The 15,950-nt window shown below is 69.9% G+C and carries 19 protein-coding genes; 11 read left to right on the top strand and 8 right to left on the bottom strand.

Going from position 1 to position 15,950, the window contains the following annotated elements; genetic code table 11:
- Positions 1-10: 10 nt before the first annotated feature.
- Complete coding sequence (locus ACFU53_RS13990) at positions 11-1,312, bottom strand: MFS transporter (RefSeq protein ID WP_383990611.1); 1,302 nt, start codon at positions 1,310-1,312, stop codon at positions 11-13.
- 165 nt (positions 1,313-1,477) lie between these two features.
- Entirely contained in the window at positions 1,478-2,083 is a 606-nt protein-coding gene (locus ACFU53_RS13985; protein ID WP_383990707.1) for a LysE/ArgO family amino acid transporter, read from the bottom strand.
- A gap of 78 nt (positions 2,084-2,161) precedes the next feature.
- On the opposite strand from ACFU53_RS13985, the gene ACFU53_RS13980 reads away from it, so the two are divergent.
- Positions 2,162-3,073 (top strand): LysR family transcriptional regulator ArgP, encoded by a 912-nt coding sequence (locus tag ACFU53_RS13980; protein WP_383990608.1) that lies wholly within the window; start codon positions 2,162-2,164, stop codon positions 3,071-3,073.
- Between the two features lie 18 nt (positions 3,074-3,091).
- On the opposite strand, the gene ACFU53_RS13975 is transcribed toward ACFU53_RS13980, so the two are convergent.
- Entirely contained in the window at positions 3,092-3,763 is a 672-nt protein-coding gene (locus tag ACFU53_RS13975) for an NUDIX domain-containing protein (RefSeq protein WP_383990605.1), read from the bottom strand.
- 103 nt (positions 3,764-3,866) lie between these two features.
- Here ACFU53_RS13975 and ACFU53_RS13970 point away from each other — a divergent pair, with 103 nt between their 5' ends.
- Both ACFU53_RS13970 and ACFU53_RS13965 read left to right on the top strand, forming a co-directional pair.
- Positions 3,867-4,544, top strand: coding sequence for an AIM24 family protein (locus ACFU53_RS13970; RefSeq protein ID WP_383990603.1), 678 nt, complete (start codon positions 3,867-3,869; stop codon positions 4,542-4,544).
- Between the two features lie 90 nt (positions 4,545-4,634).
- On the top strand, positions 4,635-5,261 hold the full coding sequence (locus ACFU53_RS13965; RefSeq protein WP_383990600.1) for an alpha-ketoglutarate-dependent dioxygenase AlkB: 627 nt from the start codon (positions 4,635-4,637) through the stop codon (positions 5,259-5,261).
- Positions 5,262-5,289: 28 nt separating this feature from the next.
- Here ACFU53_RS13965 and ACFU53_RS13960 read toward each other — a convergent pair whose 3' ends face one another.
- Complete coding sequence (locus ACFU53_RS13960; RefSeq protein ID WP_383990597.1) at positions 5,290-6,501, bottom strand: FAD-dependent monooxygenase; 1,212 nt, start codon at positions 6,499-6,501, stop codon at positions 5,290-5,292.
- A 336-nt stretch (positions 6,502-6,837) separates the two neighbouring features.
- Between ACFU53_RS13960 and ACFU53_RS13955 the strand changes: the two genes are divergently transcribed.
- From ACFU53_RS13955 to ACFU53_RS13945, 3 genes are all read left to right on the top strand, one after another.
- Positions 6,838-7,212 carry a tyrosinase cofactor gene (locus tag ACFU53_RS13955; protein ID WP_383990594.1) on the top strand — a complete coding sequence of 125 codons (375 nt, stop codon included), beginning with the start codon at positions 6,838-6,840 and terminating at the stop codon, positions 7,210-7,212.
- A 44-nt stretch (positions 7,213-7,256) separates the two neighbouring features.
- Positions 7,257-8,087 carry a tyrosinase family protein gene (locus ACFU53_RS13950; protein WP_383990591.1) on the top strand — a complete coding sequence of 277 codons (831 nt, stop codon included), beginning with the start codon at positions 7,257-7,259 and terminating at the stop codon, positions 8,085-8,087.
- 95 nt (positions 8,088-8,182) lie between these two features.
- Complete coding sequence (locus ACFU53_RS13945) at positions 8,183-8,635, top strand: SRPBCC family protein (RefSeq protein WP_383990588.1); 453 nt, start codon at positions 8,183-8,185, stop codon at positions 8,633-8,635.
- Positions 8,636-8,669: 34 nt separating this feature from the next.
- Here the strand turns inward: ACFU53_RS13945 and ACFU53_RS13940 are convergent, their stop codons facing one another.
- Both ACFU53_RS13940 and ACFU53_RS13935 read right to left on the bottom strand, forming a co-directional pair.
- Positions 8,670-9,398 (bottom strand): ribonuclease H, encoded by a 729-nt coding sequence (locus tag ACFU53_RS13940; protein ID WP_383990585.1) that lies wholly within the window; start codon positions 9,396-9,398, stop codon positions 8,670-8,672.
- Positions 9,399-9,460: 62 nt separating this feature from the next.
- On the bottom strand, positions 9,461-10,270 hold the full coding sequence (locus ACFU53_RS13935) for a VOC family protein (RefSeq protein ID WP_383990582.1): 810 nt from the start codon (positions 10,268-10,270) through the stop codon (positions 9,461-9,463).
- Positions 10,271-10,466: 196 nt separating this feature from the next.
- Between ACFU53_RS13935 and ACFU53_RS13930 the strand changes: the two genes are divergently transcribed.
- The 3 genes from ACFU53_RS13930 to ACFU53_RS13920 all read left to right on the top strand — a co-directional run bounded on the left by ACFU53_RS13930 (position 10,467) and on the right by ACFU53_RS13920 (position 12,717).
- The gene (locus tag ACFU53_RS13930) at positions 10,467-10,886 is read left to right on the top strand and encodes a DUF6153 family protein (protein WP_383990579.1); all 420 of its coding nucleotides are present in this window, start codon (positions 10,467-10,469) and stop codon (positions 10,884-10,886) included.
- 86 nt (positions 10,887-10,972) lie between these two features.
- Entirely contained in the window at positions 10,973-11,650 is a 678-nt protein-coding gene (locus ACFU53_RS13925) for a DUF3105 domain-containing protein (protein ID WP_383990576.1), read from the top strand.
- A gap of 134 nt (positions 11,651-11,784) precedes the next feature.
- Positions 11,785-12,717, top strand: coding sequence for an SGNH/GDSL hydrolase family protein (locus tag ACFU53_RS13920; RefSeq protein WP_383990573.1), 933 nt, complete (start codon positions 11,785-11,787; stop codon positions 12,715-12,717).
- Here ACFU53_RS13920 and ACFU53_RS13915 read toward each other — a convergent pair.
- Both ACFU53_RS13915 and ACFU53_RS13910 read right to left on the bottom strand, forming a co-directional pair.
- Complete coding sequence (locus tag ACFU53_RS13915) at positions 12,714-13,709, bottom strand: TerC family protein (RefSeq protein ID WP_383990570.1); 996 nt, start codon at positions 13,707-13,709, stop codon at positions 12,714-12,716. The two genes, ACFU53_RS13920 and ACFU53_RS13915, sit on opposite strands and share 4 nt — an antisense overlap.
- A 168-nt stretch (positions 13,710-13,877) precedes the next feature.
- Positions 13,878-14,357: a VOC family protein gene (locus ACFU53_RS13910; protein WP_383990567.1), complete on the bottom strand. Its 480-nt coding sequence runs from the start codon at positions 14,355-14,357 to the stop codon at positions 13,878-13,880.
- Between the two features lie 220 nt (positions 14,358-14,577).
- Between ACFU53_RS13910 and ACFU53_RS13905 the strand changes: the two genes are divergently transcribed.
- A complete protein-coding gene (locus ACFU53_RS13905; protein WP_383990564.1) occupies positions 14,578-15,234 on the top strand; it encodes an ATP-dependent Clp protease proteolytic subunit in 657 nt (218 codons plus the stop codon).
- Positions 15,234-15,836 carry a ClpP family protease gene (locus tag ACFU53_RS13900; RefSeq protein WP_383990561.1) on the top strand — a complete coding sequence of 201 codons (603 nt, stop codon included), beginning with the start codon at positions 15,234-15,236 and terminating at the stop codon, positions 15,834-15,836. The genes ACFU53_RS13905 and ACFU53_RS13900 overlap by 1 nt, the downstream gene beginning before the upstream one ends.
- Positions 15,837-15,950 lie beyond the last annotated feature (114 nt).

The following is a 15,950-nucleotide window of genomic DNA, read 5'->3' as shown; positions in this document are numbered from 1 at the left end:
TGTCGATCGGTCAGATCCGGTACCGCCGCAGTGCCGGTGTCACCGTCGCGAGGAGCAGCATCGCGGCGATGACGAGCAGGCCGCCGCCGACGACGGCCGTACGGGCGCCGAAGGCCGCGCCGGCGGTGCCGTGCAGGGCGTCGGCGAGGCGGGGGCCGCCGGCGACGACCACGGTGAAGACGCCCTGCATCCGGCCGCGCATCTCGTCGGTGGCGGCGGACAGCAGGATGGCCCCGCGGAAGATCATGGAGACCATGTCCGCGACACCCGCGGCGGCGAGGAACAGCACGGCGAACCACAGACTGGTGCTCAGTCCGAAGCCCGTGATGGCCGCGCCCCAGGCCATGACGGCCGCGATGACCATGAAACCGTGCCGGTGGGAACGGGAGAAGGTGCCCGACATCAGGCCCCCGGCGACGGCGCCGATGGGGATGGCGGCGAACAGCAGGCCGAGGGCGAGGCCTTCGCCGTAGGGCGCGTACGTGGTGTCGGCCAGCTGCGGGAAGAGGGCGCGGGGCATGCCCAGGACCATCGCGATGATGTCGGCGAGGAAGGACAGCAGGAGCACCTTGTGCAGGGCGATGTAGCGGAAGCCCGCGAGGACCTCCCGCCAGCCGGCCCGCTTGGTCGTCGCGGTGTCCAGCGGAGGCAGGGAGGGCAGCTTGTGGACCGCCCGGAGGGTGATGCAGAGGGCCAGCGCGTCGATCAGGTACAGCTCGGCCAGGCCGATGACCGGGATGAGGGCGCCGGCGAGCAACGGCCCGGCCACCAGGCCGAGTTGCATCACGGTCGAGCCGAGGGCGGCCGCCGCCGCCAGTTCGTCGGCGGGGACGAGACGGGCCACGGAGGCGTTGCGGGCGGGTGAGTTGAGGCCGAAGAACGCCTGCTGGAGGGCGAGCAGGGCCATCAGCGTCCAGACGGATTCGAGGCCGGTGACGGCCTGGACCCAGAACAACACCGAGGTGACGGCGATGCCGGTGTTGGTGACGAGCAGCAGGGTGCGGCGGTCCACGCTGTCGGCGACCGCGCCGCCCCACAGCGCGAAGACCACCAGGGGCAGCAGGCCGGCGAGGCTCGCGTAGCCGACCCAGGCTGAGGAGCCGGTGATGTCGTAGATCTGCTTGGGCACGGCGACGGCGGTCAGCTGGCTGCCGACCGCCGTGACGATGGTCGAGGACCACAGGCGCCGGTAGGCGGGGCGGCGCAGCGGGCGGGTGTCCATCGCCCAGCGGCGCCGACCCCGGCCAGGTGGCGTCGGCGAGTCGTCCTCCGGTGCGGTGTCGTCGCCTGCGCTGCTCTTGGTGGTGTCCACGGGCATCCTGATGCTCGATACATCTTTCGATACGGGCACCACTATCGCGGAGATCGCCATCGCCGGGACAGGCGATGTCGCAGCCGTCTCACATGCTGTCGCCGCACCCGCGCATGCTGTCGCCACACCCGCGCATGCCTTGGACTCACCTGCGCACGCCGGGGCTCATGCTCCGGCGATCAGCATCCCGCCGAGCACGAGCATCGTCACCGCGACCAGACCGTCGAGGACCCGCCAGGCCGACGGGCGGGCCAGGAAGCGGCTGAGCAGCCGGGCGCCGAAGCCGAGGGCGGCGAACCAGCACAGGCTGGCGAGGATGGCGCCGAGGCCGAAGGTCCAGCGCAGGGGGCCGCGGTCGGAGGCGATGGAGCCGAGCAGGAACACGGTGTCCAGGTAGACGTGCGGGTTGAGCCAGGTCAGCGCCAGACAGGTGAGGACGGCCCGGCGCCGCGAGCCCGCCGACCCGCTCTCCGTCCGCAGCGCGTCGTCGCCGGGCCGCAGGACGCGGCGGGCCGCCAGGGCGCCGTAGACCAGGAGGAAGCCGCCGCCGACCAGGGCGACCGCCCTCAGCGCGCCGGGCCAGGCGACGACCACCGCACCGACCCCGGCGACCCCCAGCGCGATCAGCAGCGCGTCGGAGAGGGCACAGATGGCCACGACCGGGAGCACGGCGTCACGGTGCAGTCCCTGGCGCAGGACGAAGGCGTTCTGGGCGCCGATGGCGACGATGAGGGAGAGGCCGGTGCCGAATCCGGCGGCGAGGGCGGTCATTTCGCTGAACACACCCACGACGCTAGGAAATACTCCGCCCTGCGTACAGCTAAAGATTCTTACGTATCATTAGTGATTGTGATGTCTCAGCTTCCGCTCGATCTGGTGCGCACCCTGCTCACGGTGGTGGACGAGGGCACGTTCGACGCGGCGGCCGGTGCCCTGCACGTGACGCCGTCGGCAGTCAGCCAGCGGGTCAAGGCGCTGGAGCAGCGGGTCGGCCGGGTCCTGCTGATCCGTGAGAAGCCGGTGCGGCCGACCGAGTCGGGCGAGGTGGTCGTCCGGTTCGCGCGCCAGCTGGCCCGCCTCGAACACGACGCGCACGCCGCGCTCGGCATGACGGGTGCCGGGGAGACCACGCGCGTGTCGATCGCGGTGAACGCCGATTCGCTGGCCACCTGGTTCCTGCCCGCCCTCACCCGGGTGCCCGAGGAACTGCGCCCCTGTTACGAGTTGCTCCGCGAGGACGAGCAGCACACGGCCCGGCTGCTCCGCGAGGGGCTGGTGATGGCCGCGGTCACCTCGGCACCGGACGCCGTGGCCGGCTGCTCGGTCCGGCCGCTCGGCCGCATGCGGTATGTGCCCTGCGCCGCTCCCGCCTTCGCGGAGCGGTGGCTCGGCGTCGGATCGGACGTGCCGCTGAAGGACGTGATAGTCGACGCGCCGGTCGTGTTCTTCGACCGGCGGGACGACTTCCAGAACGCCTTCGTCCGTCGGCTGACGCGAGGCCGTCCCTCCGGTGCGCGACGGCATTACGTGCCGACTTCGGAGGGCTTCGCCGACGCCGTGGCCGCCGGGATGGGCTGGGGGATGGTGCCCGCCGCGCAGGCCGGGCGGCTGCTCGACGCCGGACGGCTCGTCAATCTGGCGCCGGAGCGGACCATGGACGCCCCGCTGTTCTGGCAGCAGTGGAAGCTCGACTCCCCCGCGCTGACAGCCGTGGCTGAGGCGGTCGCCGCCGAGGCCGCCGAGGCGCTCGAAAGCGTCTGACGGCCGCGTGGCGGCGGGTCAGCCCTTGAACGGCCCCTCCAGCGCCGCCCATTGGAGCAGCATGATGGTCTTGGCGTCGGCGATCTCACCGCTGCGGATCATCTCCAGGGCCCGACGGAAGGGCAGCTCGACGAGCTCGATGTCCTCGCCCTCCTCGTCGAGTCCGCCGCCCTCGTGGGTGCGGGTCGACGGGCCGTACGAGGCGGCGTAGAAGCTGACGCGTTCGGTGACCGAGCCGGGGCTCATGTAGATGTCGAAGACGTGCTGGATCTCGCCGATGGTGTGGCCGGTCTCCTCGATGACCTCGCGCCGCACGGCGACCTCGGGGTGCTCGTCCTCCTCGTCGAGGAGGCCGCCCGGTGTCTCGACGAGCATCCCGTCGGGGTGGCCGTTGACGTACACCGGGTAGCGGAACTGCCGGGTGAGCAGGACGGTTTCGCGTTCGGCGTCGTAGAGGAGGACGGTGGCGCCGTTGCCCCGGTCGTGTGTCTCGCGCTCCTGGGTGCTCCATGTGCCGTCGGCGTGTTGGAAGTCGAAGGTCGTGGTGCGTTCCACGTACCAGTGGCTGGACAGCAGTTTCACGTCCCGCACCCTGACGCGCGGGTTGCCGGTGAGATCCCGGCCGGTGCGGTCGAGCCCGGTGCGGCCCCGGCGGTCCGGGAGGTCGACGCCGACGGTCTTGTTGGTCATGTGTCCGCTTTTACCATTCCGATCGAGACGTTGCCAGGCGCCTCAATTCGCGTACCGCGCGCGTCGCTTGGCGGAACCGGGCAGTCCGGGACAGCATGCCCGTATGAAGAGCGATCTTTTCTCGAACGAGAACATGGTCCAGCCGGCGTACGCGCCGGGGATGAGCGTGCAGAACGCCAAGTCCATCAAGTACGCCGTCAACGGCGAGATGCTCGCGCGGCAGGGCGCGATGATCGCCTACCGCGGGAACCTGCAGTTCGAACGCAAGGGCCAGGGCATGGGCGGCATGCTCAAGCGCGCGGTCACCGGGGAGGGGCTGCCGCTGATGGCGGTGCGCGGTCAGGGCGAGGCCTGGTTCGCGCACGAGGCGCAGAACTGTTTCATCGTCGACATCGAGCCGGGCGACGTGTTCACCGTCAACGGCCGCAACGTGCTCTGCTTCGACGCCTCGCTGTCGTACGAGATCAAGACCGTGAAGGGCGCCGGCATGACCGGCGGCGGGCTGTTCAACAGCGTCTTCACGGGGCAGGGGAGGCTCGGTCTCGTCTGCGACGGGAATCCGCTGGTCATCCCGGTCTCGCCGCAGCTGCCCGTGTTCGTCGACACGGACGCGGTCGTGGGCTGGACGGCCCACCTGAACACCTCGCTGCACCGCTCCCAGTCCTTCGGCTCGATGATGCGCGGCGGCTCCGGGGAGGCCGTGCAGCTGAAGCTGGAGGGCGAGGGCTTCGTGGTCGTACGGCCGAGCGAGCTGACGCCGCAGAAGGCTCAGCAGCACTGAGACGACGGGCGACGAGGGAGCCCGCGCCACCAGCAGCCGCCGGAACCGCCGGAACGAACAGACTTTCGAATCCGGCGGTACGCTGGATGCATGGCCACGCACTTCCAAGGCTCCCTCTTCGACCAGTCCGACGACCTTCGCCTCGGCCCCCTCGACGGGCTGCGCCGACGGGAGCTGGGCGCCGGGGCCTGGGTCGATCTGCTGCCCGGATGGCTCGGCGGTGCCGACGCGCTGTTCACGCGGCTCGCCGAGGAGGTGCCCTGGAAGGCGGAGCGACGGCAGATGTACGAGCAGGTCGTGGACGTACCCCGGCTGCTCGCCTTCTACGGCGGCGAGGACGCCCTCCCGCACCCCGTACTGGACGAGGCCCGGGCGGCGCTCTCCGCGCAGTACGGTTCCGAGCTGGGTGAACCGTTCGCCACGGCGGGGCTCTGCTACTACCGCGACGGCCGGGACAGCGTGGCCTGGCACGGCGACCGGATCGGGCGGGGCGCCCGGGAGGACACGATGGTGGCCATCCTGTCCGTGGGCGACCCGCGCGATCTGGCCCTGCGCCCGCACGGCGACGGGGAGACGCTGCGCTTCCCGCTCGGCCACGGCGATCTGATCGTGATGGGCGGCTCCTGCCAGCGCACCTGGGACCACGCGATTCCCAAGTCGACGCGGGCGGTGGGGCCGCGCATCAGCATCCAGTTCCGGCCACAGGGCGTGCGATAGCGGCTCCCAGAGGCCCGCTGCTTCCCGGCTACTTCCGGCCGGCGAGGGCACGCGACTGCGACGACCGGGCCAGCTTCGGGCCCAGCCACCGCTTGAAGCGGCGCAGCGCCTCCAGGCGGCCGGCCGCGCGGTCGAGGCGGTAGTAGAGCTGCGGCGGCACATACGGCAGCAGCGGGGAGTGCCGCTGGCCGAGGAGCGCGAACATCTGCTCCGGGGGCAGGTCGATGTACCGCTGGATGTTCTCGTACCACTGGGCGCTGTGGCGCGCCGCGCTCTGCAGCCGGAGGAGTTCGGCCTTGCGGCGCCGCTCGTACGCGGCGAGCGCGGCCTCCGTGTCCGGGTGGGCGCCGAGGGCTTCGGCCAGACAGATGGCGTCCTCCAGGGCGAGGGTGGTGCCGGCGCCGATGGAGTAGTGCGTGGTGTGGGCGGCGTCGCCGAGCAGGACGAGGTTGCCGTGGTGCCAGGCGCGGTTGGTCAGGGTGCGGAAGTTGAGCCACTGGGCGGTGCCGTCGTCCTGGGCCCGGCCCAGGAGCGGGTGGCCGTCCAGGATGTCGGCGAAGAGCTTCTCCAGCAGGGCCAGCCCGTCCGCCTCGCCCAGCCGGCCCAGGCCCAGGCCGCTCAGCGTCCGCGGGGAGCACTCGATGACACACGTGCTCTGCTCGTCGCTGAACGCGTAGGCGTAGGCCCAGATCCAGCCGTGGTCGGTCTCCTGGAAGGAGAAGGTGAAGGAGTCGAAGACCTTGCTGGTGCCGAGCCAGATGTAGGCGTTGCGACCGAACGCGATGTCGCTGCCGAAGTGGTCGGCGTACCGCCCGCGCACCGCGCTGTTGACTCCGTCGCCCGCGACGACGAGATCGGCGTCCGGCAGGTCGTCGGCCATGATCTCGTGCTCGTACTCCACCCGGACACCGAGGGACCGCGCCCGTTCGGCGAGCAGTTCGAGCAAGCGGCGCCGGCCGATACCGAAGCCCTCGTCGCCGGGCTGGACCGTCGTACGGTCGCGGACGTGGGCCACTCCGCTGTTCCAGTTGACGGAGTTCTCGCTGATGGCGAGGGCCGTCTCGGGGTCCTTCTCGCGGAGCTTGTCCAGTAGTTCGGACCAGTAGGTCACGCCCCAGCCGTACGTCGATCCGGCCGGGTTCCGTTCATGGACGGTGATGTCGTGGGACGGGTCCTGCCGCTTCATCAGGATCGAGAAGTACAGGCTTGCGGGTCCGCCGCCGACGCACGCGATCTTCACGCACACTCCTATTTCGCTGCGTAAAGTGATCAATTGACCACAAAGAGTAGCAGCGCGGGAGTGGCCCGGGTTCGCGTCACTTTGCCCGCGTGACCCCGGCCACTCGATTCGCGTCGACACCACAAGATCACCGGCGACACCCGGACGGTCGAACGGAATATCCCCCTCCACCCCCGCCCGAAGGCTCGCCACAGCAAGATCATCTTTGTTCAACCTTGCACGACATTTGGTTAATTGTCCGGATCGCAGCCAACCGACTTCCTGGGATTTCTCCGGTTCCCCACCGGGTCGATAGGCATGACAAGCCATCAATCCCCCTCCCCAGGAGAGTTCCGCATGCCCGACATCACCCGTCGCCACGCCCTCGGCGCCGCGGCCGCCCTCGCCGTGACCTTCGGCGCCCCGCTCACCACCGCGGTCGCGGAGGACCACGACGACCCCGGTGGACACGACGGGCACGGCGGGCCCGACGCCTTCGACGAGGTCTACCGGGGTCGCCGGATACAGGGGCACGCGACCGACGGCGGCGGTCACCATCACGGCGCCGGGTACGCCGTGTTCGTCGACGGGGCCGAGCTGCATGTGATGCGCAACGCCGACGGCAGCTGGATCAGCGTCGTCAGCCACTACTCCCCCGTGCCGACCCCGCGCGCCGCCGCCCGCGCCGCGGTCGACGAACTGCAGGGCGCCCGTCTCGTCCCCTTCAACTGACCCGCACCCGTACCACCGGAACCACCGCAAGGAGCCGCAGAGCCATGACCATACGCAAGGACCAGGCGATCCTGACCGCCGACGAGAAGCGGCGCTTCGTCGACGCGCTGATCGCGCTGAAGCGCTCCGGTCGCTACGACGAGTTCGTCACGACGCACAACGCGTTCATCCTCGGCGACACCGACACCGACAACGGCGAACGTACGGGCCACCGTTCGCCGTCCTTCCTGCCGTGGCACCGCAGATTCCTGCTGGAGTTCGAGCGGGCCCTGCAGTCCGTGGACCCGACCGTCGCGCTGCCCTACTGGGACTGGACTGCCGACCGCACGGCACGCTCGTCGCTGTGGGCACCGGACTTCCTCGGCGGCACCGGGCGCAACCGCGACGGGCGGGTGACGGACGGACCGTTCGCGGCGTCCACCGGGAACTGGCCGATCAACGTGCGCATCGACGGCCGCACCTATCTGCGGCGGTCCCTCGGTGGCGCGGTGCGGCAGTTGCCGACCCGGGCCGAGGTGAACTCCGTGCTCGCGATGTCCACGTACGACATGGCGCCCTGGAACAGCGCCTCGGACGGTTTCCGCAATCACCTGGAGGGCTGGCGGGGCGTGAACCTCCACAACCGGGTGCACGTCTGGGTGGGCGGCCAGATGGGCACCGGGGTCTCCCCCAACGACCCGGTCTTCTGGCTGCACCACGCGTTCGTCGACAAGCTGTGGGCCGACTGGCAGCGCCTGCACCCGGGCTCGGCGTACGTGCCGGCCGCCGGGACGCCGAACGTGGTCGATCTGAACGAGACCATGAAGCCGTGGAACGACACGAGCCCGGCGGCGCTGCTGGACCACACGGCGCACTACACGTTCGACGCGGCCTGACCACGTTGATCCGCGGGAGACCTGGGTACCCGCGTCGGACGCGGCCGAGGCGACTCGGCCGCGACCGAGACGCAAGCTATGTGAGGAGGCGACCGATGACCCAGATCGAGGAGTCCATCGAGGTCCAGGTCCCCGTGCGGACCGCCTACAACCAGTGGACGCAGTTCGAGACGTTCCCCGAGTTCATGAGCGGGGTCGAGCGGATCGAGCAGCGTTCGGACACGCTCACGCACTGGGTGACCAAGGTGGACGGCGTACACAGGGAGTTCGACGCGGAGATCACCGAGCAGATCCCGGACGAGCGGGTCGCGTGGACGACCGTCGCCGGTGGGGCCCGGCAGGCCGGCGTCGTCACCTTTCACCACCTCTCCGAGGAGCGCACGAAGGTGATGCTCCAGATGGAGTTCCAGCCCGAGGGCACCGCCGACAAGGTGGCCGACAAGCTGGGGGTCGTGAAGCGGCAGACCAAGGGTGACCTGGAGCGCTTCAAGAAGTTCATCGAGGAGCGCGGCCGGGAGACCGGGGAGTGGCGCGGCGCCGTCCTGTGACGCCCGCGCCCTCCCCTACCGTCCCGCCCGCCGGCTACTCGGCTCCGGCCGTCGCCGCCGTACGGCACTCCGGGTGGCCCCAGCCCTGGTCGTTCTTGGCGATGGGCTCACCGGCGGCGTACGGGCGGCCGCACAGGCAGCGGCCGGGGAACTTCGCCTTGATGGTGCGGGCCGAGGAGGAGGACGAGCCGGTTCGGCCGCCGGGCCGGCCCGACTTCGCGGACTTCTTCGCCGTACTGCGGCGGGCCGGGACCGTGTCGGGCGCGGCCGGCGGTTCCGGGGAGCCCAGCTCGGTGCCGGCGGGTTCCTGAACGATGGCCGCCTGGCTCGCCGCGCGGTCGGCGAAGTCGTTGAGGCGGTCGCCGTCGACCTGGTGGGCGGGGACGTAGCGGAACTCCACGGAACGGCCGGCGAGCAACTCGTCGATACGGACCACGAGTTCCTGGTTGGCGACCGGCTTGCCGGCGGCCGTGCGCCAGCCGTTGCGCTTCCAGCCGGGCAGCCAGGTGGTGACCGCCTTCATCGCGTACTGGGAGTCCATCCGGATCTCGATCGGGACAGCCGGGTCGGTGGCCGCCAACAGCCGCTCCAGCGCGGTGAGTTCGGCGATGTTGTTGGTGGCCCTGCCCAGCGGGCCGGCCTCCCAACGCGAAGGGATCTCATCGTCCTCGGCGACCACCCAGGCCCAGCCCGCTGGTCCCGGGTTTCCCTTGGACGCTCCGTCACAGGCGCCCACTACACGTTCCGGCATGCGCTCGATCATGCCATGCGCGGGGGCGTGGACCGTCCACAGGTCCCACGCCCCGCGCACATCGCCATGTGCGCTCAGTCGACGTCCGAGAGCGCGGGCATCTCGCCCTGCGTGTTGGTGACGTCGATGACCGAGAACGAAGCGCCCTGCGGGTCGCTGAGCGCGGCGAAGCGACCGAAGGGCGTGTCCATCGGGCCGAAGCGCAGGACGCCGCCCAGCTTGGTGGCCCTGGCGACCGCGTCGTCGCAGTCGGGGACGGTGAAGTACACGTTGATGTACGAGGGCACCTCGGGCGGGAAGTCTTCCGCGGTCATCCGCATCCGGCCGAGGAGCGGGTTCTGCCCCAGGTCGAAGACCCGGAAGTCCATCTGGGGGTTCTCGGGGTCGTCCATCTGCTTGGCCCGGAACGAGAAGACGGCCGGGAAGAACGTGTCGGACTTCTCGGGCTCGCGGGTGAAGATCTCGGCCCACACGTACGCGCCGGGCACACCCATGGCCTCGAAGCCCTCGTGGACGCCGGCCTGCCAGACGCCGAAGACGACGCCGTCCGGGGAGCGGGCCAGCAGCATGGAGCCGAACTCGCCGACCTGCATCGGTTCCATCAGCACGTCGCCGCCATTGTCACGGATCTTCGTGGCGGTGGCGTTCACGTCCGACGAGGCGAAGTACAGACACCAGGCGGACTGGCCCTCCTGCCCGGGCATCGGCGGGACGACCGCGGCCACCGCCTTGCCGTCCGCGTACGCCTGTGTGTAGTTGCCGTACTCGGAGGACGACTCGCCGAACGTCCAGCCCAGGACGTCGCCGTAGAAACTCTTCGCCCCCTCGACGTCGCTGAACATCGCGTCGGCCCAACAGGGCGTTCCCTCGGGATGCGCGGCCATGAGTGCCACTCTCCTCGGTTCGACAGGTCGTTTCCCCGGCTCTCACGCTAGCCAGGACCGGTCCGGGACGCGCGCCGAACGGGACGGACCGCGTGAAACAGGCATGAGATCCTTGGGACGGGACCACGGCTGTGCGTCGTCTGATAATTTCAGCGGCGCTCGCACTTCCGTTCGCCTCGACTCGTGAGGTGCCTCCATGTCCGGCCGACCCTTCAGACGCACGGCGCTGCCGTGCGCCCGGGCCCGGTCGGCGCGCCTGACGCTCGTGGTCTCCTTGGCCCTGACCACGTTCCTGTTGTTCTGCGCGGGCTCGCCTCCCGGTGAGGCTCCGGCGCAGCGTCCGCATTCGGTGTCGGCGGGGCCGGTGGAGGAGCGCTCGGCCGCCCAGGCGGGTCATGTGGAGCGCGACCCCTGTGAGCACAGTCCCGGCGAGCACGACTGCCACGCCCCCGACCCGGCCGCCGTGTTGGGCCATGTGCCGTTGCCCGGCGCCGATCACACGGCCGCGCCCTGGCAGCCCGCGCCGGCTCCGGCCCTGGTCGCGCTCGACGGCTCCCGGGAGCCGGGGCGGGCCCGCCCTCCCGATCTCCACGAACTGCAGTTGCTCCGCGTCTAGGCCGGCCACCGACCCGCGCGACAGATCCCAGACGACTCGCAGAACCGCCATGCCCGTGCGGGGCACGGTGGGGAGAAGGACATCCCATGGCTTCATCCAAGGCGAAGGCCAACAACAACGGCCCGAAGGGCAAGAACAACAGCCCCAAGGCCAGGGAGGCGGCGCGGCGCGCCCGCGTCGAGGAGATACGCAAGGCGGAGCAGACCCGTGAGCGGCGCATGCGCATGCTCACGCTCGGCGTCACCACCGTGATCCTCGCCGGGCTCGGCGGCGGCGGCTGGTACCTGATCGACTCCGCCCAGCAGAAGGAGGAGGCGAAGGCCGCGCCGGTCGACGGCGTGCAGAGCTGGTCGAAGCTCACCCAGAACCACGTCGCCGAGCCCGTCGACTACAAGATGAGCCCGCCGGTGGGCGGCGACCACAACCAGGTCTGGGTCAACTGCGACAAGCAGGTGTACACCAAGGCCGTGCCGAACGAGAACGCGGTGCACGCGCTGGAGCACGGCGCCGTCTGGGTCACTTACAACGACAAGGCGGCCAAGGCGGACGTCGAGTCGCTGACCGATCTCGTGAACAAGACGACGTACACCTTCATGAGCCCCTACGAGGACCAGTCCTCACCCATCGTGCTGAGCGCCTGGGAGCACCAGCTGAAGGTGGACAAGGCGTCCGACCCGCGCGTGCAGAAGTTCCTCGACAAGTATGTGCAGGGCGAGCAGACGCCCGAGCCGGGTGCCGCGTGCACCGGCGGCATGACCCCGTGACCTGACCGCGTGGCCTGACCGCGTGGGGCGTCCGGCCGGACCGGGCGCCCTCGTGGCCGACACGGGTCTTCCGCCCTGCCCCGGGCTGTGCTTGCCTGGGGAGCCGTTTCGATGCCCGGGGCGGGAGTCGCCGTATGCGCAAGCCGTGGATCGTGGGAGTGGCGGGGGCGGTGCTCGCCGCGCTGCTGCTCGGCGCGTGCGGGGATCCGGAGTCCGCGCCGGACGAGGCACCGCCGTCGGCCGCGGCGCCGGACGCGTCACCGACCACGCGTCAGCGGGCCGCCACGGCCGCTCCCGACACCGACACCGACACCGACACGGCGAAGCCTGCGCCCAAGGTGCTCTATCTCGGGGACTCGCTCGCCATGGAGAACCAGAAGGTCCTCGGCAAGTTCTTGGAGGACGACCTCGACGCCGGCTACACGAGCGCCCCGTACTCGGGCACCACCCTGTGCGACTACCTGGAGGGCACGGCCGACCGGTCGCTCGTCCCGCCGCAGGACAAGGCGGCCGCGCTGGTGCGGCGGCTGAGCCCGGACTACGTCGTCCTGCAGTTCTGGGGGAACGCCTGGGACTACACGCCCTGCATGGACGGCGTCACCTACGGCAAGGCCCGCACGCAGTACTTCCAGCGGTACACGGCCGCCGCCGAGCAGCTCACCGACCAGATCGCGAACGCGGGTGGCGAACACCGGCCGACGATCGTCTGGGTGCTGCAGGGCCCGGACCCGATGACCCCGGACCGGGTCCGCCGGGTGAACGCCCTGTACGAGAAACAGGCCAAGGCCTCCGGCGACCTCGTCGCCGACGCCGGCAAGGCCGTGAGTCCGGCCTCCGACCGCTACACCTGGGCCCAGTACCTACCGTGCACCGCGTACGAACGCGAGCACGACGGCTACTGCACCCAGCCCGGCCAAGCCCGCACCGCCCTCCACCACGACAAGGACTACCTGCACTTCTGCCTGGCCCCCACGACGTCCAAGCCGAAGCCGTGCCCGGTGCTCTCGCCGGGCATCACGCGGATCGCCCGGGAGATCACCCGGGCGATCGCCGACGAGACTTCCTAGACCCGCTGCGCCGTGTGCTCGTCGTCTCCCGCACCCGTCGCTTCCTCCTCCCGCTGCTTCTTCGACGCCCACAGGCTCGTCGCGGTCGTCACGGCCAGGACCAGGACGATGAAGCCGAGGGAGAAGGGGATGGAGATCTCCGGTACGTGGACGCCGGACTCGTGCAGGGCGTGCAGCACCAGCTTGACGCCGATGAACCCGAGGATGATCGACAGGCCGTAGGAGAGGTGGACGAGCTTCTTCAGGAGGCCGCCGATGAGGAAGTACAGCTGACGCAGGCCCATCAGGGCGAAGGCGTTGGCGGTGAAGACGATGTACGGGTCCTGGGTGAGGCCGTAGATCGCGGGGATGGAGTCGAGGGCGAAGAGGACGTCGGTGGAGCCGATCGCGAGCATCACGACGAGCATCGGCGTCATGACGCGCTTGCCGTTCTCCTCGATCCACAGCTTGGTGCCGTGGTACCGATCCGCCACGCCGAATCGTTTCTCCACGGCTTGGAGGAGCTTGTTCTCCTCGTACTCCTCCTCGTGGCTCCCCTTGCGGGCGTCCTCGACCAGCTTCCAGGCGGTGTAGATCAGGAACGCGCCGAAGATGTAGAAGACCCAGGAGAAGCTGGAGATGATCGCCGCGCCGGCCGCGATGAAGATCGCGCGGAGCACCAGCGCCATGAGGACGCCGACCATCAGGACGCGCTGCTGGTACTGCGAGGGCACGGCGAACTTCGCCATGATCAGGACGAAGACGAAGAGGTTGTCGACGCTCAGGGACTTCTCGGTGATGAAACCCGCGAAGAACTCTCCCCCGGGCCTGCCCCCGCCGACGGCCAGCACAGCCAGGCCGAACGCGATCGCCAGGGTGACCCAGACGGCCGACCAGATGCCGGCCTCCTTGATCGACACATCGTGGGGTTTGCGGCCGATGAAGAAGTCGACGGCGACCAGTACGCACAGGGCGACGATCGTGAGCAGCCAGGCGGTCAGGGAGACGTTCAAGGTTCCTCCGGGTACAGGCGGTGCACAGGAAAGCCTCACCGGCGTCCTTTGCGACCGCTACCCGGAGCAGGTAAAGAATTGCCGAAATCCCGGCATGTTCCCTGGTGGGCGGGCCTGTGGTCGGGACCGCCCACCAGGATGAGGGGATTTCGGAAGTCGACTGCTCGCCTACTCGCCCGCGTACGCCTTCTGCAGAGCGGCGAGGTCCAGTTTCCCCATCGCCATCATCGCCGCGGTCGCGCGGGACGCCTTCTGCGGGTCGGAGTCGTTGATCATCTCGATGAGTTCGCTGGGGACGACCTGCCAGGACAGTCCGAACCGGTCTTTGAGCCAGCCGCAGGGGCCGGGCTCGCCGCCCTCGGTGAGGCTGTTCCAGTAGTAGTCGATCTCGGCCTGGTCGGCGCAGAGGATCTGGAAGGAGATGGCCTCGGTGAACTTGAACTGCGGGCCGCCGTTCAGCGCGACGAACTGCTGGCCGTTGGCCACGAAGTCCACGGTGAGCACGGAGCCGGCCGGCTGCGGCGCGCCCTCGCCGTAGTGGGTGACCCGGCCGAGCCGGGAGTTCTTGAAGATCGAGACGTAGTGGGCGGCCGCCTCCTCGGCCTGGCCGTCGAACCACAGGCAGGTGGTGAATCCGTCGCTGGACATGTGCGCCTCCTCCGGCAGGGTGTGTCGTCATCTGTGTCGACCGATCCTGGTCCGGAAACTCATCGGTGGCGCGGGCATGTGTTGCGGCGAACGGGGCGGGGAGTGGGCGCTCTGCTGTCGGCGAATCTGCCGTGGGCAGAGAAAGGCCAGGTGGGGGGCGGTTGCTGGGGAGAGTGGAGGCAGCGGTCACCGCGGCCGCGTCCATCCACAGGGAGGAACCGTGGCTCCACTGATCACCGGCCGGGCCCCGACGCTCGCCCCGCGCGCCGAGGAGGGTGACACGCCGCCGTCACGCTTCGACGACCATCTCGCCGCGCAACTCCTCGCGCAGCGGATCGTCTTCCTCGGCACCCAGGTCGACGAGGTCTCCGCGAACCGGGTCTGCGCCCAGTTACTGGTGCTGTCGGCGGAGGACCCGCGCACCGACATCAGTCTGTACATCAACAGCCCGGGCGGCTCGGTGACCGCGGGCCTCGCCATCTACGACACGATGCGACTGATCCCGAACGACGTGTCGACGCTGGCGATGGGCTTCGCGGCGAGCATGGGCCAGTTCCTGCTGAGCGTGGGCACGCACGGCAAGCGGTTCGCACTGCCCAACGCGCGGATCATGATGCACCAGCCGTCGGCGGGCATCGGCGGCACCACCGCCGACATCGAGATCCAGGCGGAGAACCTGGAGTTCACCAAGAAGGCCATCGAGCGGATCACCGCGGAGCACACCGGCCAGACCGAGGAGGCGATCTCCCGGGACGGCGACCGCGACCGCTGGTTCACGGCCGAGCAGGCCAAGGAGTACGGGATGGTCGACCGGGTCGTCGAGTCGCTCGACGACGTACGGCCGGCCTCTTCGCGGCGACGGATGGGGCTGCAGTGATGGGGACCTACACCATTCCGAACGTGGTCGAGCGGACCCCGCAGGGCGAGCGGTCGTACGACGTGTTCAGCCGGCTGCTGTCCGAGCGGATCATCTTCCTCGGCACGGAGATCGACGACGGGGTGGCCAACGTCGTCATCGCGCAGCTCCTCCATCTGGAGGCGTCGGCGCCGGAGAGCGAGATCGCGATCTACCTCAACTCACCCGGGGGATCGTTCACTTCGCTGATGGCGATCTACGACACGATGTCGTACGTGCGGGCGCCGATCTCGACGTTCTGTGTGGGGCAGGCGGCCTCGACGGCTGCGGTGCTGCTGGCGGGTGGCGATCCCGGGCGGCGGTTCGTGCTGGAGCATGCGCGGGTGCTGCTGGGGCAGCCGGCGAGTGGTGGCCGTCAGGGCACGGTCTCCGATCTCGCCCTTCAGGCCAAGGAGATGGTGCGGATCCGGGCGCAGGTCGAGAAGGTTCTCGCGCGGCATACACGGCGCGATGTGGTGGATCTGCGGGCCGACATGGATCGGGACAAGGTGTTCACGGCGGAGGAGGCGGTGGCGTACGGGCTGGCGGACGAGGTGTTGAATCGGCGTTTGGTGGGGGTCTGAGGCTCGCCTGGGGAGCCGCATATCGACACAGCCCCGGGCCCCCGCCGGGGGCGCGGGGGGCCCCCCGGCAACGGGGCGAGGCCCCAACCGGTTGTGGGGGGGGGGGGGGCCGGC

Origin of the sequence: Streptomyces sp. NPDC057474 (genome assembly GCF_042802555.1) — a bacterium.
GTDB lineage: Bacteria > Actinomycetota > Actinomycetes > Streptomycetales > Streptomycetaceae > Streptomyces.
Note: the sequence above shows the minus strand (reverse complement) of the source record. Positions and strands in the feature narration are given on the sequence as shown.

Coding starts and splice junctions, on each gene's coding strand:
- ACFU53_RS13920 (WP_383990573.1), top strand. CDS start 11,785: ATGCGCAAGCCGTGGATCGTGGGAGTGGCGGGGGCGGTGCTCGCCGCG.
- ACFU53_RS13925 (WP_383990576.1), top strand. CDS start 10,973: ATGGCTTCATCCAAGGCGAAGGCCAACAACAACGGCCCGAAGGGCAAG.
- ACFU53_RS13910 (WP_383990567.1), bottom strand. CDS start 14,357: ATGTCCAGCGACGGATTCACCACCTGCCTGTGGTTCGACGGCCAGGCC.
- ACFU53_RS13945 (WP_383990588.1), top strand. CDS start 8,183: ATGACCCAGATCGAGGAGTCCATCGAGGTCCAGGTCCCCGTGCGGACC.
- ACFU53_RS13950 (WP_383990591.1), top strand. CDS start 7,257: ATGACCATACGCAAGGACCAGGCGATCCTGACCGCCGACGAGAAGCGG.
- ACFU53_RS13930 (WP_383990579.1), top strand. CDS start 10,467: ATGTCCGGCCGACCCTTCAGACGCACGGCGCTGCCGTGCGCCCGGGCC.
- ACFU53_RS13975 (WP_383990605.1), bottom strand. CDS start 3,763: ATGACCAACAAGACCGTCGGCGTCGACCTCCCGGACCGCCGGGGCCGC.
- ACFU53_RS13985 (WP_383990707.1), bottom strand. CDS start 2,083: ATGACCGCCCTCGCCGCCGGATTCGGCACCGGCCTCTCCCTCATCGTC.
- ACFU53_RS13955 (WP_383990594.1), top strand. CDS start 6,838: ATGCCCGACATCACCCGTCGCCACGCCCTCGGCGCCGCGGCCGCCCTC.
- ACFU53_RS13965 (WP_383990600.1), top strand. CDS start 4,635: ATGGCCACGCACTTCCAAGGCTCCCTCTTCGACCAGTCCGACGACCTT.
- ACFU53_RS13935 (WP_383990582.1), bottom strand. CDS start 10,270: ATGGCCGCGCATCCCGAGGGAACGCCCTGTTGGGCCGACGCGATGTTC.
- ACFU53_RS13970 (WP_383990603.1), top strand. CDS start 3,867: ATGAAGAGCGATCTTTTCTCGAACGAGAACATGGTCCAGCCGGCGTAC.
- ACFU53_RS13940 (WP_383990585.1), bottom strand. CDS start 9,398: ATGATCGAGCGCATGCCGGAACGTGTAGTGGGCGCCTGTGACGGAGCG.
- ACFU53_RS13900 (WP_383990561.1), top strand. CDS start 15,234: ATGGGGACCTACACCATTCCGAACGTGGTCGAGCGGACCCCGCAGGGC.